Raw genomic sequence first — 14156 nt, forward strand, 5'->3', positions numbered from 1 at the left:
CCACTTCTAGGGTGAGACTCGCACCCGCGGCCATCGAGACGCGGGGTCGAGTCCCGGAGGCAATGCGATGACGACAACGGGCCGGGTCGTCGGCGCCCGCGGGCTGCTGAACAATCTCGGGGTCAACACCAAGATCCTTGCGACGATCGGGGTCAGCGTCGGCGTCGCGATCGTCGTCGGTGTGATGGGCCTGCTGGCCTTGAGAGACGCCAGCGCCGCGGCCCAGCAGATCTACACCAGCAACGTGGCCGGCGTCAGCTCCATGGCCAAGCTCGACGCCACGGTCAAGCAGGCCCGCTCCGACGTGGCCAACGCGGCCCTCTCCCGCGACGACGCCACCCGGAGCAAGTACGCCAACGCGTTCGCCGCGGGCAAACAGAAGTTCGACACGGCCTACGCGGCGTACACGGCCAGCGGCCCCGCCGACACCGCCGTCCTCGAGGACGTGCGAACACAATGGCAGAGCTACGCCGAGCTGGTCGAGACCCGGCTGCTGCCCCTGGCCCGGGCCGACGACCTGGCCGGCTATCAGGCCATTCGGGACGCTCAGGTCGTACCCGTCATGAACAAGATCACCCAGGACGTGCAGATCCTCATCGAAAAAGAAGGCGAAAACGCCGCCCGGGCGGCGGCCACCGCCGAGTCGAAATACCACTCCAGCCGGACCAAGGCGATCGTGCTGCTGGTCGTCGGCTCCGTGCTCGCCCTGGGCCTGGGCTTCATCGTGGCCCGCAGCATCGTCCGCTCGCTGCGGGCGGTCAAGGAGGTCTGCGACGCCCTGGCCGCCGGCGACCTGACCCGCACCAGCGGATTGGCCTCCCGCGACGAGCCCGGCCAGATGGGCCGGGCCCTGGACGCCGCGCTGGCCAGTCTGCGCCAGACGGTGGCCACCATCGACGGCTCGGCGACCTCGCTGGCCGGAGCGTCGGAAGAGATGTCCAGCACCGCGAAACAGATCGCCGCGTCGGCCGAGGAGACCTCGGCCCAGGCTCAGACGGTGTCGGCCGCCGCCGAGCAGATCTCCCGCAGCGTGGAGACGGTCTCCGCCGGCGGCGAGGAGATGGGCGCCTCGATCAAGGAGATCTCCCGCAACGCCAGCGAGGCCGCGCAGGTGGCGTCGGAGGCGGTCAACGTCACCGCCGCGACGTCGGCCACGATGACCAAACTGGGCGAGTCCTCGGCCGAGGTCGGCAACGTCATCAAGGTCATCACCGCTATCGCCGAGCAGACCAACCTGCTGGCCCTCAACGCCACCATCGAAGCGGCCCGCGCCGGCGAGCTGGGCAAGGGCTTCGCCGTGGTCGCGTCCGAGGTCAAGGACCTGGCCCAGGAGACCGCCCGAGCCACCGAGGACATCTCCCGCCGGGTCGAGGCCATCCAGGCCGACACCACCGGCGCGATCACCGCCATCGAGCAGATCACCCAGGTGATCGCCCGGATCAGCGACTTCCAGACCACGATCGCCTCGGCTGTGGAGGAGCAGACCGCCACCACGGCTGAGATGAACCGTAGCGTCAGCGAAGCGGCGTCCGGCACCAACGACATCGCCGTCACCATCACCGGTGTGGCCCAGGCGGCCCGCCTGACCAGTGAGGGCGTGGCCCAGTCGCAGCAGGCGACGGCCGAGTTGGCCCGGCTGTCGACCGATCTGAAGTCCCTGGTCACCAACTTCCAGTACTGAGCCCAGCCCGCCTGCCCGTGGCACCCGGGCGCACGGCGTCGTGCGTCCTAGGATCCTGGCCCACTGAAGGTGGGCATCGACGCCGGTGCCGGGGGGCCCGAGACGGGTGGGACCCGGGCCGGCACCCCCGGGCCCGAGGCCGAAGTCGGCGAGACCGGGGCCGGTGCCCGCGGGACCGAGGCCGAAGTCGGCGAGACCGGGGCCGGTGCCCGCGGGACCGAGGCCGAAGTCGGCGAGACCAGGGCTTGTGCCGGCAGGACCGGCGCCGCTGGTGGCGGCGGGACCGGGGCCGAGGCGGTGGGGCGGGTTGTCGCCGCGAGGACCACGATGCCCGAGACGACGACCGCGGCGCAGAGAGCAGCCGGCAGCGGATGGGCGACCGTCTGGCCGAGCAGCACGATGCCGATCACGGCCGCCGTCACCGGATTGGCCACGGTGTGCGCGGCCAGCGGCGCCGCCAGTCCCCGGCGATAGCCGAGCTGGGTCAGCCAGATCCCCAACGGCTGCAGCACGCAGAGCGCCGCGATCGCGACCGGCGCGAGGTTCAGCACCACGGTCTGCGTGACCGCCGACGCGACACCGAAGGTGACGCCGCCGCCCAGCGCCGTGTGCAGCCCGGGCCGCAACGAGGCGAGCGACACCGCACCCAGGACCACGGCCGCCGCCACGAGCAGCCAGGCGAGGCGGGTGCCGGTGAGCGCGACCGGATGGGCCGCGCCGGTGGTGCCGAGCGAGGCGAGCAGCCCGGCCAGGCCCGCGGCGGTGGCGACGGCCGCGGCCACCTCGGGCCGTCCGGCGTGCCGGCCCCGGGTGGCGACGGCCAGCACGAGAGTGAGCACGCCGAGCGACTGCACCAGCACCAGCGACCCGTACCGCAGGGCCAGGATGTGCAGGCCCATCCCGGCGAAGTTGGCCGCGGCGCCGGACCAGAACCGCGGGTGGCGGGCCTGCCGCAGGAAGGGAAGGTCGGCCACGCGCTGCTGCCAGACCGCGCCGACCGCGTACGCCGCAGCGGACACCACGCACAGAACCACGGCGATCACACGCGCAAGGTAGCGTCCGTCGCTTAATCGAGGGTTGCGAGCGACCTCACGGTGGCGGACATCACCCGGGCGATCTTCCGGCGGCCCGGGCGCACCGGCCGGCCAGGCGGGCGAAGGCGTCGCTCAGCTCGGCCGGCCCGACCACCTCGAAGTCCACATCGAACCGGGTCACCGCGGCGGCCAGACTGGCCCACGACCAGGAGCCCACGGTGAGCCGGCACCGCCCGGGACCCAGTTCCTCGACGACGCCCTCCCGCACATAGGTGGTCAGCGTTCCGGCGTCCATGTCCAGCATCACCGTGCCCTGGCAGGGCCACTCGCCACCGGCGTCGGTGGCGCCCCGGAACCGGCCGGTGACGAACCTGGCGACATCACCGCCGGGCAGGTCGCGCGCGGTGAAACGGGGCCCGTTGGGCGTACGCGGATGGATCCGGTCGGCGCGGAACGTGCGCCAGTCGCCGCGGTCGAGGTCCCACGCCACCAGGTACCACCGCCGGTCCCAGGTGACGAGGTGGTGCGGCTCGGCCCGGCGCGGCGGCCGGTCGGTGACCTCGTCGCCGTAGTCGAACCGCAGAACCTCCCCGGCGTGTACGGCGGCGCTGATGGTGAGCAGCGTGTCGCCCCCGACGGCGGCCGACGGCTGGGTGGTGGGCCGTTCGACCGCGGTGACCCGCAACGCGCCGACCCGGTGGCGCAGCCGCGACGGCATCACCTGCCGGATCGTGGTCAGGGCCCGGGCGGCCGGCTCGGCCAGCCCGTTGTCCGGCGTGGTCGCGGCGACCTGCAGCGCGATCGTCAGCGCCACGGCCTGCTCGTCGTCGAACAGCAGCGGCGGCAGCTCGGTGCCGGCGCCGAGCCGGTAGCCGCCCTCGGGACCCTTGACCGCGTTGATCGGGTAGCCGAGCTCGCGCAGCCGGTCGACGTCGCGGCGCACGGTACGCAGGCTGATCTCGAGCCGGTCGGCCAGCAGCGACCCGGGCCAGTCGCGGCGGGTCTGCAGCAGCGACAGCAGAGCGAGCAGGCGCGCGGAGGTCTTCGGCATGTCCCGAGTCTGCCCGACCAAGGTGACACACCCTGGCGCCTACGCCCGCCTGACTGTTGCCTGAAAGTTTTCTGTGAGCCAGCTCACTGAAGGCTGAAACGGGACAGCGAAGTAGCCGGTCTCGGCCCTAACGTCTCCGGCGCTGTTCACCTCATTTCCATTTGGAGACCTCGTGTCCGACGGCACTTTCTTCGCATACATCGCCCTACTCGTTGTCAGCGGCGCCATCCTCGCGGTGCTCGGCCTCGGCGGCTTCGGCCAGTCGAAGGGCGCGCGCATCATCGACGGCGTGTTCGCGGCGGCCTTCGTGGCCTACGCCGGTTACCTGCTGTTCGCCTTCGATGGCGGCACGGTGATCATCAGCTACTACGCGTTCATCGTGCCGATCCTGGCGATCGTGCAGATGTTCAAGGCGCGCAAGGCCAAGCGGCAGATGGCCGCCGAGACGGCCGTGCCCGCCGAGCAGCCGGCGCCGGCCACGAATCAGCCGTAACCAACCAGGTCGCGCGGCCAGGGGTGGGTGCCCGTGGCCGCGTGGTCAGGCCGGTTCGGGTGAACGGGCGGCGCCGGGCCGGATCCGGTCGACGCGGGTGCGGGTCCAGCTCACCGTGCGGTCGAGCAGGGCGCGGGCCGCGATCGTGATGCAGACCGCGCCGTTGACGAAGGACGCCGTCACGTCGCTGGGGTGGTGCATGCCGCGGTAGAGGCGGGACAGCGCCACCGCCACCGGCACCAGGATGAGCAGCCAGCACAGGGCCTTCAGCCCGGTACGCCGGACGAGCGTCGCCAGCACCAGGGCCAGCCCGGCGTACAGGGCGAACGCGGCCGAGGTGTGGCCGGACGGGAAGCTGCTGGTCGGCGGGGAGACGTCCATCTTGGGCACGGCGGGGCGGGCCCGGTCGATGGCCAGCGTGGTGAAGAAGAAGACGACCGCCTGGGCCGCCACCGACAGGCACAGGAAGATCGGCTCGCGCCAGCTGTGCAGGCGCCAGCGCAGCACCAGGGCCGCCACCACGGTCACGCCGATGATCACGGGGGTGCTGCCGACCAGGCTGAAGAAGCCGGTGATCGCGTTCCAGCCGCCGGTGCGGTCGGCCGCGAAGTCACGGTTGAGACCGTCCTCGATCGTGAACGGCCAGTCGTGGGACAGGACCTTGGTCACCAGCAGTCCGATCCCGATCATCACGACCAGCCAGCCCACGATCGGCAGGACCACTCGTTTCAAGGCTTGCAACGTTACGGACACGCCGCGTTCTTACCCAGGTGGATCTCCGGATACTCAGGAAAACGACGGCCGGCCCGAGCAGCCATCCGGCGACCACGTCGCTGGTGTAGTGCACGCCGAGGCCGATGCGGCTCAGCCCGGTCACCACGGTCACGGTGACGGCGGCGATCCACAGCCACCGCGGGCTCCGGGCGTACGGGAGAAGAATGAAAAGAAAGACCGCGGACGCGAGGGCGGCGTTGGCGGCGTGCCCGGACGGGAACGAGTAGCCGGCCGCCCGCGCCACCGGGTCCAGGAACGACGGGCGGTCCCGTTCCACCAGCAGTTTGAGCACGGCCGCGACGAGGCCACCGGCGGTCATCACGATGATCACCCACCAGGCGAGGCGCGGCCGGTGCCGCCGGAACAGCCAGATCACCAGCACCAGGGCGGCGGCCCGCAGCGCCATCGGCGAGAACACCAGGCTCCACACCCGCATCGCCTCGACCACGGCCGGGTGCCGGACGGCCCACACGTGCACCGAGTCGCTGATCAGGGCGTCCAGTCCGTGCAGCGGGGCCCAGCTCGCGGCCACGAAGATCGCCAGCAGGGCGAAGGGCACGAGCAACAGGATGATCAGGCCGGCGCGGAGGCCGAGGCGCAGCAAAGGTGGACGCACATCATGGCGTTACCCCGGATTCGCCGCCTGTTCACCTTCCTGGAGCAGATGGAGGATCCGGGCGAGCTCCGTGCGGTCGGCCGGCTCCAACCGCCCGAAGAACCGGTCGGCCTCGATGATCCGCGCCGCCCGGATGTCGTCGGCGGCGGCGCGGCCTCGCCCGGTCAGCACGATCAGGGTGGCCCGGCGGTCGGCGGGGTCGGGGCGGCGCTCGACCAGCCCGCTGCGCTCCAGGTGGTCGACGACCTCGGTGGCCGAGCGGGGTGCGATGCGCAGCCGCTCGGCCAGGTCGCTGAGCCGGTGCTGCTCGTCGCCTAGAAGCACGCTCAGCGCCCGGGACTGCGACGGGGTGATCGCCCACGGCTCGAGCGCGTCGCGCGTACGCGATCGAAGCTCCCGGGCGACCGCCCAGAACAGCTCGCCCAGCCCCTGCTCCGCCACCGGAATACCGTAACAGGCGAAGCGGTTGTACCCTCATGTTGAGGTAACCTCACTAACTCAGGAGTCGCACTTGGTAAGCAAGAATCTCGAGAAGGAGCAGGCCAAGCAGGTCTCGCTCGCCCGCATCTGGCGGCTGTTTCGGCCGCACCGGGCCCAGCTCGCCGTCGTCACCGCGATCATCGTGGCCGCGTCCGTGATCTCCATGGCCCAGCCCTTCCTGCTGCGCGAGGTCATCGACGTCGCGCTCCCCCACTCCGACCTCCGGCTGCTGGGCTGGCTGGTGGCGGGCATGGTCGCCGTCGCCGCCGTCACCGCCGCGCTGGGCGTCGTACAGACCTGGATCGCCACCACCGTCGGCCAACGCGTCATGCACCGGCTGCGCGTCGACGTGTTCGGTCACCTGCAGCGGCAGTCGGTGGCCTTCTTCACCCGCACCCGCACCGGCGAGGTGCAGTCCCGCATCACCAACGACATCGGTGGCATGCAGTCGGTGGTGACCTCGACGGCCACCTCGATCGCCTCCAACCTGACCACCGTCGTCGCCACCGTGGCCGCGATGACCGCGCTGTCCTGGCCGCTCACGCTGATCTCGCTGGTCGTGCTGCCGCCGTCGGTGCTGCTTTCGCGCCGGGTCGCCCGGATGCGCCGCGCGATCACCGCCCGGCGGCAGCGCGAGCTGGCCGACCTCAACGTCACCGTCGAGGAGGGCCTGTCGATCAGCGGCATCCAGCTCAGCAAGACCATGCACACCGGCCCCGAGCTGGTCCGCCGCTTCACCGAGTCGTCCACCCGGCTGATCGACCTCGAGCTGCGCTCGGAGCTGGCCGGCCGCTGGCGGATGGCCACGATGAGCATCATCTTCGCGGCGATCCCCGCGGTGATCTATCTGAGCGCCGGGCTTCCGGCCACGGCCGGCACGATGAGCATCGGTACGCTCGTCGCGTTCACCGCCCTGCAGACCGCGCTGTTCCGCCCGCTGACCCAGCTGCTCAACGTGGGTGTGTCGGTGACCTCGTCGCTGGCCCTGTTCGCCCGCATCTTCGAATACCTGGACCTGCCGGTCGAGGTGGCCGAGCCACGGCACCCGGCCGACGTCACGCACGTCACCGGGCACCTGCGCCTGGAGGACGTCACGCTGGCGTACCCCGGTAGCCCCTCCCCCGCCGTCGACCACGTCAGCCTCGACGTCCCCGCCGGCGGCTCGCTGGCCCTGGTCGGCGCGACCGGCTCGGGCAAGAGCACGATCGCCGGCCTGATCGCCCGCCTGCACGACCCGACCTCGGGCCGGGTCACCATCGACGGCGTCGACCTGCGCGACATGCGCCTGGCCGACCTGGCCGGCATCGTCGGCGTGGTCAGCCAGGAGACCTACCTGCTGCACACCACGGTGCGGGAAAACCTGCGGTACGCCCGCCCCGGCGCCACCGACGAGCAGATCGAGCGGGCCGCCCGCGCCGCGCAGATCCACGACCTGATCAGCGACCTGCCCGACGGGTACGACACGGTCGTCGGCTCCCGCGGCCATCGCTTCTCCGGCGGCGAGAAACAACGCATGGCGATCGCCCGTACGCTGCTGCGCGACCCCAAGATCCTGGTCCTCGACGAGGCCACCAGCGCCCTCGACACCGCCACCGAACGGGCCGTCCAGCAGGCGTTCGACGAACTGTCCCGGGGCCGCACCACGATCACCATCGCGCACCGCCTGTCCACGGTCCGCGCCGCCGACCGGATCGCCGTCCTGCACCACGGCCGCGTCCTGGAGTCCGGCACCCACGACGCCCTGCTCGAGGCGGCCGGCAGCTACGCGACCCTGGCCGCTTAGGCCGAGGCCGGCGTGGCGAAGTAGAGGCGGAACCGGCTGACCCGGCCCGAGTCCAGGAAATGCGTCCACGCGACGGACCGCGGGCAGTGCCACGGCTTGTCGGCCGGGTTGAGGTTCTCCACCTCCCAGATGACGATGTCGCTGCTCGCGACCACGTCGGCCAGCCGGTAGCGCACGCCGTCGTCGTAGTTGCCGGTGATGCCGTCGACGACCGCGCCCAGTCCGGAGGTCCGGGCGCCGTCCGGCCAGGCCACGTCGGCCATCGAGGACCATCTGTCGCTCAGGGCCGCGTGGACACGCCCGGCGGCCACCGCGACCAGCAGGTCCTCGGCCTCGTGGCGGCGGCGCCGGGCCAGGTGACCGGCGTCGGGGTGCGCGTGCTCGACGGTGGCCCGCAGGTGCCCGGTCAGCTTGGTCCGGGCCTCGCTGAGCCGGCTGCGGACGGTTCCCACCGGCACGCCACAGATCTGCGAGATCGTCTGGTACGAGCGGAACGGCGTGAAGTAGCGCAGCAGCACGACGATCCGCAGGGCCGGCGACAACTGCTCGACCGCGTGCCAGACCCAGTCCCGGGTGGCCCGGCCGTCGAACAGCTGGGCCGGGTCGGCGGCGACCGCGGTCAGCGTGCGGTCCAGGTCGTCGGTGGACACCGGCCGGGGCCGGCGCAGCTGGGCCAGGCACACGTTGCGCACCACGGTCCGCAGCCAGGCGCCGACCGCGTCCGGGTCGCGTACGTCGCCGATCCGGGTGACGGCGATCAGGGCGGCGTCCTGCACGGCGTCGTCCGCGTCGGGCCCGTACCCGACCAGCCGGTAGGCCTGCGCCCGCATGGCCGGCTCGTACCGTCTCAGCAGCAGTCCCAGGCTTGCGGGGTCACCGGCCCGGGCCCGGCGGAAGAGATCGACGTCGTCCGGCACCCGCGCACGGTAGCAAGCCCGGATCGAACTTTCCGGTGCCGGCCGCCCTCATCCCGGCATGACCAACCGACGTGACACCGACCGGCTGGCCCGGCTGCTGGGTCCGGCCCGGGCACGGGTCCTGCGCGGCCTGACCCATCCGGCCGCGACCACGACCGGCCTGGCCGCGGTGCTCGGGTACGCCCCGAGCTCGGTCTCGGCCCAGCTGAGCATCCTGGTCGAGAGCGGCGTGGCCACCCGCCGCCGGGCCGGGCACCGGGTGGTCTACGGCCTGACCCCGGCCGGCCGGGTCCTGCTGGCCTGCCTCGACGGGCCGGGACTGGACGGGCCGGGCTGAGCTCAGAGCAGCGGCGTCCCGGCGGGCAGGCCGAGCCGGGTCCGCCCGGCCACCTCGAACTGCCACGGCGCCACGTTCATGTGCTGGGCGGCGGCCAGCCCGTCCCGGACGATCTGCCCGAGCCGGTTGCCGGCCAGCAGCGGGGCCGAGCCGCCGAGGTCGTACATGCTGACCAGGACCTCGCGGGCGATCTCGGCGATGTGACAGATCGCGCCCCGGTACCGGCCGCGCTGCGCGTCGGTGACCGCCTCGCCGCCGGCCACGGTCCGGTCGAGTTCGGCCGCGGTGGTCAGCAGCAGCGAACGGGCCGCGTCGACCTGGGTGCCGGCCCGCCCGACGGCCGCCTGCACCCGCGGCTGGGTGACCAGCGGCGCGCCGTCGGCCCCGATCCGCTCCCGGACCAGCCGGGCGGCTTCGTCGACGGCCGACTCGGCCATGCCGATGAGCACGGCCGCCGGCCCGGCGGCGAACAGCGTGACGATGGGCAGCCGGTAGAGCGATCCTGCGACCCGGCTGGGCGAGGACAGGTCGAACGTCCGGCCGCTCGGCACCTCCGCGCCGGTGACGACCACGGTGTTGCTGTCCGACCCGCGCATGGCCACCGCGTCCCACGTCTCTTGGACTGTCACGTCGTCCCGCGGCACCAGGCCGAAGATCAGCGGGCCGTCGTCGACAATCGCGCCGAGCAGGAACCAGTCGGCGGTGTGCGCGCCGCTGACCAGTTTCCAGGTGCCGCTGATCCGGTAGCCGCCGGGCACCGGCTCGGCCCGGCCGGGCGCACCGTTGTGCGCGATCAAGGGGTGCCGGCCGGCGGCGAACAGCGTCGCCGCGTCCGCCGGCGGCAGGAAGGCCGCCACCAGTCCCATGTTCAGATTCCACACCGTCCAGGCGACCGATCCCCCGGCCCGGCCCAGCCGCCGCAGAATGTCGTGGTAGCCGGCCAGCGAGGCTTCCCGCCCGCCGAACTCGCGGGGCGTGTAGAAGCTGAAGGCGCCGGCCGACCGCAGCTCGGACACCAGCTCCGGGGGCAGCCAGCCGGCCCGGTCGGCCTCGTCGCGATATTTCTCGATGGCGTGTTCAAGTCGGTCGTCAAGCACGACCAAAAAGCTAGGTCATTCATTGACGTAGAACAATTTATTCGGATATTCGCGAATCAGCCGAGCACGGCGACCAGGGTGGTTCCCCGCGGCCAGTGGCCGCGGGCGGCCAGGGCGAGGATGCCGGCCATCATCTTGGCCTCGTAGACGGGGTCCAGGGCGATGCCGTGGCGGTCGCGGAAGGCGGCGACGAAGTCCACCAGCTCGGGCGGGCGGCGGGCGAAACCGCCGAAGTGGAACTCGGTGTCGACCGACCAGTTCGAGGTCGGCCGGCCGTACGCGCGCTGCAGGGCGGCCACGTCGCCGGCCAGGAAGTCGCCTTTGAGGGACGCGAAGCCCAGCGCGGTGCGGCCGGCGGGCAGGCCGATCGCCACCCCGGCCAGTGTGCAGCCGGTGCCGGACGAGCAGCAGATCACGTCGTACGGCTCGGTGACCTCGGCCGGCAGTTCGGCGCAGCCGCGTACCCCCAGATCGTTGGCCCCACCGGCTGGAATCACGTAGTGCGGGCCGAACTCGCGCCGCAGCCGCCGCAGGACGGACGGCTCGGCCCGCCGGCGGTAGCGGTCGCGGTCCACGTACGTCAGCGTCATGCCCAGCTCGGCCGCCCGGGCCAGCAGCGGGTTGAGCGGCACGTGTTCCTCGCCGCGGACCACGCCGACGGTGTTGAAGCCGAAGTGGTGCCCGGCCGCGGCAGTGGCCAGGATCTGCTTCGAGTACGCGCCGCCGAAGGTCAGCAGGGTGTGGAAGTTGCCCGCCGCCGCGGCGGCCAGGTTGTGCTTGAGTTTGCGCCACTTGTTGCCGGGCAGGTCGGGATGGATCAGGTCGTCACGTTTGAGCAGCACGCGCAGACCGGCCGCGGTCAGCCGGTCGTCGACCAGTTCCTCGAGCGGCGACGGCAGCGCCAGGAGCCGCGGCCCGGACGAGGTCACTGCCCGCTGAAGGTGCCGAGGAACATGTCGCGGAACTGGTCCATCCGGGTGGCGGGCGTGCTCGGCAGCGGCTGGAGTCCGGGCGCCCACTGCCATGGGCCGACCTTGTCCAGCACCTCCTTGTCCTTGGCGACGATGCTGATCGGGACGTCACGGCTGGCGTTCTGGCCGGTGATGATCGGCGACGGCTGGTGGTCGCCCAGGAAGACCAGCACCAGGTCGTCGTCGCCGTACTTCTCCACGTAGGACACCAGGCTGTCGACCGAGTACCGCACCGAGCGCAGGTACTCGGCCCGTACCTTCTTGTCGTCCTTCCACAGCTCGGCCGCCGACGGCGCGTTCGCGGTCATCGGCCCGAAGACCGAGCCGTCGCCCAGCTGGTCCCAGCCGACCATGTCCGGCACCTTGGCCCACGGCGTGTGGCTGGACACGAAGGTGATCTCGGCCATCAGCGGCGACCGGTCGGCTTTGCTGTGCTCCAGCTGCTCCCACCGCTGCAGGGTGAACTGGTCGGGCATGGTGGCCCAGTCGAACTTGGGGCCGTGGTAGTTCAGGGCCTGTTCGCCGTAGATCTGGTCGTACCCGTAGAACCGGCCTTCCGGCCAGGCGTAGGTCAGGCCGGGCTCGACGCCGACGGTACGCCAGTCGCCACGGCCGAATGCGCTGGTCAACGTCATGCGGTCGCTGGCTGTGAGCGTACGGTAACGAGACTCGTTGTTGATCCACAACCCGGACTGGAACGTCGAGTGGGCCAGCCAGCTGCCGCCGCCCGCCGTCGGTGAGGTGAGCCAGCCACTGCGGGCGCCGTAGCCCGCCGCCGCCAGCTTCGCGGTGCCTGCCTTGAGGGTGGCGTCCATGCCGGCCGCGTAGTCCGGGTCCTCGACCGCGCTTCGCCCGTAGCTCTCGATGAAGGTGAAGATCACGTCCTTGCCGGCCAGACCGCTGAGCAGCTGGCCGGCCGGCCTGTCACGGTACCTGTCGACCGAGGCCTCGGCGGCGAACGCCTGCTTGTCGCGAATCCCGTCGGGCACCTTCTCGATGGTGTCGCGGGCCAGCGTCACAGCGGCGTCGGAGGAGATGAACACGGTCGACACGTAGTGGCTGCCGAGCAGGGCGAGGACGATCCAGGCCGCGCTGAGCGCGAGCACGGAACGCTCGGTGGCGGCCCGGTGCCGCTCGGCGAAGCGGGTCGTTCTGAGCACGGCCCAGGCCATCAGCACGGGTACGCCCAAAAGCACCAGCGCCGCGCCGACCGCGGCGACCTTGGCCAGCGTGTCACCGATCGAGTCGCCCAGGAAGCTGAGCCCGTCGTCGACCAGCACCCAGTCGAGCACCGGGTTGAACGGCCGGGCCAGCGCCGCGTAGAAACCCATGTCGATGACCTTGACCATGGTCAGCAGGCCGAGCAGCACCCCGCCGGCGACGGCCGCGACCTTCCGGACCCGGCCCGGCAGCACGAGCAGCACCGCGATGCCGATCAGCGCCTCGATCGGGATGCGGATGAACGCCTCGGCGGTGTTCGAGCCCTCGGGCAGGCGGCTCACGTTGTTGGGGGTGGCCAGGGCGAGGAAGACCAGCACACCGGCCAGGGCGGTGAACACACCGGCGACGACGCGCCGACACCCGGGCCGTTTCTTTCCGGCGTCCGGGCTCATCCGAGCCTCGGACCGTTCGGCGGGCCGGACGGGCGCTGACACTGCTTCTCTCGCGGGCACGTACCTAGTACGTCGGTACCTCCGAAACGGTTCAGGCGGCCCGGCTGATCAACGGACATGCGGAGACTCTAGACAAACCGCCCCCGGCGCAGACCGACGGCCACCGCCGCCGCGCAGCCGGCCGTGATCACGGCCAGGACCGTGAGCAGCAGCGGATAGCCCGGACCGGCCCCGTGGATCCCGGCCAGGATCACCGGCAGCGCGAACCCGGCGTAGGTGATCGACCAGTAGACGCCGGTCAGCGCGGCCAGACTGGACGGCGTGGCCAGGGCCTGCACCTCGACCAGCCCCGAGACGATGGTCACGCCGTACGCGACGCCGAACAGCAGTGCCGCGGCGCCCACCCCGAGCGGGGCCGGGTCGGTCGCCAGCAGCACGGTGGCCAGCGCCAGCACCACCAGCCCGGCCACGCCCTGCCGCCCGCGCAGCACCCGGGCCAGCCGCGGCACGTAGGGCTGGATGCCCGCGCCGGTGACCAGGGTGAGTACCGCCAGCAGGGTGGCGAAGGCGATCCGGAGGTCGCCGGTGCGATCGGCGACCAGCGAGGGGCCGACCACGAAGGCGAGCGCCGGTGCCGCGAACACCCACGGCGCCATCGGCAGGACCACGCCGGCGAAGCGACGCCAGCCGCCCCGGGGCAGCCGCAGGTCGATCCAGGGCCCGGTGGACGCGGTGCGCGGGGCGGTCTCCGGGGCCCGGAACAGCGGGACGGCGGCGACCGCGGACAGCGCGATGTGGACGGCGTACGGGAGAATCGTCGGCGCCGGGACCCACTGCGCGAGCACACCGGCAACGCCCGCGCCCAACCCGAACCCCGCGGTGAGCGTCAGCGAGGCGCGCCGGGCCCGGGCCGGCGGATCGGCGTCGTGCTCGGACAGCTCCTTGATCCAGCTGGTGCCCGCGACCATCGCCGCCGCGACGCTGACCCCGCACACCAGCCGTCCCGCGCACATCCAGAACACGCTCGCGTGCCCGGCCATCAGGATCACGCTGCCGGCCACACCCAGCCCGAGCGCGCCGACGACCACCGAACGGCGGCCACGGCGGTCGGCGATCGGCCCGGTGACCAGGAACGCCGGGACCAGCCCGAGGATGTAGAAGGCGAAGAACAGGTTGACCTCGACCTGGCTGTAGCCGTCGACCCGCCGGTAGAGCAGCAGCAGCGGCGAGAAGTGGTTGCCACCCCAGGCCGCCATCAGCACCGCCGGCGCCGCCGCCCGCCAGATAGCCTTGGTCACGGCTCCTTTTA

The 14156-nt window shown here is 72.0% G+C and carries 14 protein-coding genes; 4 read left to right on the forward strand and 10 right to left on the reverse strand.

All coding sequences use genetic code 11. The annotated features are described in order from the left end of the window. The first annotated feature begins 67 nt into the window (after positions 1–67). A complete protein-coding gene (locus tag ACGFIO_RS22625) occupies positions 68–1681 on the forward strand; it encodes a methyl-accepting chemotaxis protein (RefSeq protein ID WP_392828283.1) in 1614 nt (537 codons plus the stop codon). Positions 1682–1728: 47 nt separating this feature from the next. On the opposite strand, the gene ACGFIO_RS22630 is transcribed toward ACGFIO_RS22625, so the two are convergent. Continuing rightward, positions 1729–2724, reverse strand: a complete 996-nt coding sequence (locus ACGFIO_RS22630; RefSeq protein WP_392828285.1) for a hypothetical protein — start codon at positions 2722–2724, stop codon at positions 1729–1731. Positions 2725–2785: 61 nt separating this feature from the next. After that, positions 2786–3766, reverse strand: coding sequence for a helix-turn-helix transcriptional regulator (locus ACGFIO_RS22635; protein ID WP_392828287.1), 981 nt, complete (start codon positions 3764–3766; stop codon positions 2786–2788). A 172-nt stretch (positions 3767–3938) separates the two neighbouring features. Between ACGFIO_RS22635 and ACGFIO_RS22640 the strand changes: the two genes are divergently transcribed. Further along, positions 3939–4259, forward strand: a complete 321-nt coding sequence (locus tag ACGFIO_RS22640; RefSeq protein WP_392828289.1) for a hypothetical protein — start codon at positions 3939–3941, stop codon at positions 4257–4259. A gap of 45 nt (positions 4260–4304) precedes the next feature. Here the strand turns inward: ACGFIO_RS22640 and ACGFIO_RS22645 are convergent, their stop codons facing one another. Genes ACGFIO_RS22645 through ACGFIO_RS22655 form a run of 3 tightly spaced genes read right to left on the reverse strand, consistent with a single transcriptional unit; the run spans position 4305 to position 6090 of the window. Beyond that, on the reverse strand, positions 4305–4928 hold the full coding sequence (locus ACGFIO_RS22645) for a phosphatase PAP2 family protein (protein WP_392828290.1): 624 nt from the start codon (positions 4926–4928) through the stop codon (positions 4305–4307). Next, positions 4870–5649, reverse strand: coding sequence for a phosphatase PAP2 family protein (locus ACGFIO_RS22650; RefSeq protein ID WP_392828292.1), 780 nt, complete (start codon positions 5647–5649; stop codon positions 4870–4872). Before ACGFIO_RS22650 ends, ACGFIO_RS22645 begins: the two co-directional genes overlap by 59 nt. Positions 5650–5658: 9 nt before the next feature. Further along, positions 5659–6090, reverse strand: coding sequence for a MarR family winged helix-turn-helix transcriptional regulator (locus ACGFIO_RS22655; RefSeq protein WP_392828294.1), 432 nt, complete (start codon positions 6088–6090; stop codon positions 5659–5661). A gap of 70 nt (positions 6091–6160) precedes the next feature. Between ACGFIO_RS22655 and ACGFIO_RS22660 the strand changes: the two genes are divergently transcribed. Further along, the gene (locus tag ACGFIO_RS22660) at positions 6161–7912 is read left to right on the forward strand and encodes an ABC transporter ATP-binding protein (RefSeq protein ID WP_392828296.1); all 1752 of its coding nucleotides are present in this window, start codon (positions 6161–6163) and stop codon (positions 7910–7912) included. Here the strand turns inward: ACGFIO_RS22660 and ACGFIO_RS22665 are convergent. Next, positions 7909–8829 carry an RNA polymerase sigma factor gene (locus ACGFIO_RS22665; RefSeq protein ID WP_392828297.1) on the reverse strand — a complete coding sequence of 307 codons (921 nt, stop codon included), beginning with the start codon at positions 8827–8829 and terminating at the stop codon, positions 7909–7911. The two genes, ACGFIO_RS22660 and ACGFIO_RS22665, sit on opposite strands and share 4 nt — an antisense overlap. Positions 8830–8887: 58 nt before the next feature. On the opposite strand from ACGFIO_RS22665, the gene ACGFIO_RS22670 reads away from it, so the two are divergent. After that, a complete protein-coding gene (locus ACGFIO_RS22670; RefSeq protein ID WP_392828299.1) occupies positions 8888–9166 on the forward strand; it encodes an ArsR/SmtB family transcription factor in 279 nt (92 codons plus the stop codon). A gap of 2 nt (positions 9167–9168) precedes the next feature. Here the strand turns inward: ACGFIO_RS22670 and ACGFIO_RS22675 are convergent, their stop codons facing one another. The 4 genes from ACGFIO_RS22675 to ACGFIO_RS22690 all read right to left on the reverse strand — a co-directional run bounded on the left by ACGFIO_RS22675 (position 9169) and on the right by ACGFIO_RS22690 (position 14145). Then, positions 9169–10263 (reverse strand): acyl-CoA dehydrogenase family protein, encoded by a 1095-nt coding sequence (locus ACGFIO_RS22675; RefSeq protein WP_392828300.1) that lies wholly within the window; start codon positions 10261–10263, stop codon positions 9169–9171. A 56-nt stretch (positions 10264–10319) separates the two neighbouring features. Continuing rightward, positions 10320–11192 carry a 1-aminocyclopropane-1-carboxylate deaminase/D-cysteine desulfhydrase gene (locus ACGFIO_RS22680; RefSeq protein ID WP_392828302.1) on the reverse strand — a complete coding sequence of 291 codons (873 nt, stop codon included), beginning with the start codon at positions 11190–11192 and terminating at the stop codon, positions 10320–10322. Next, a complete protein-coding gene (locus ACGFIO_RS22685) occupies positions 11189–12847 on the reverse strand; it encodes a sulfatase (RefSeq protein WP_392828303.1) in 1659 nt (552 codons plus the stop codon). The genes ACGFIO_RS22680 and ACGFIO_RS22685 overlap by 4 nt, the downstream gene beginning before the upstream one ends. Positions 12848–12975: 128 nt before the next feature. After that, on the reverse strand, positions 12976–14145 hold the full coding sequence (locus tag ACGFIO_RS22690) for an MFS transporter (RefSeq protein ID WP_392828305.1): 1170 nt from the start codon (positions 14143–14145) through the stop codon (positions 12976–12978). Positions 14146–14156: the final 11 nt, after the last annotated feature.

This window comes from Actinoplanes sp. NPDC049265 (assembly GCF_043197135.1).
Lineage (GTDB): Bacteria > Actinomycetota > Actinomycetes > Mycobacteriales > Micromonosporaceae > Actinoplanes.

Coding starts and splice junctions, on each gene's coding strand:
- ACGFIO_RS22635 (WP_392828287.1), bottom strand. CDS start 3,766: ATGCCGAAGACCTCCGCGCGCCTGCTCGCTCTGCTGTCGCTGCTGCAG.
- ACGFIO_RS22685 (WP_392828303.1), bottom strand. CDS start 12,847: ATGAGCCCGGACGCCGGAAAGAAACGGCCCGGGTGTCGGCGCGTCGTC.
- ACGFIO_RS22670 (WP_392828299.1), top strand. CDS start 8,888: ATGACCAACCGACGTGACACCGACCGGCTGGCCCGGCTGCTGGGTCCG.
- ACGFIO_RS22625 (WP_392828283.1), top strand. CDS start 68: ATGACGACAACGGGCCGGGTCGTCGGCGCCCGCGGGCTGCTGAACAAT.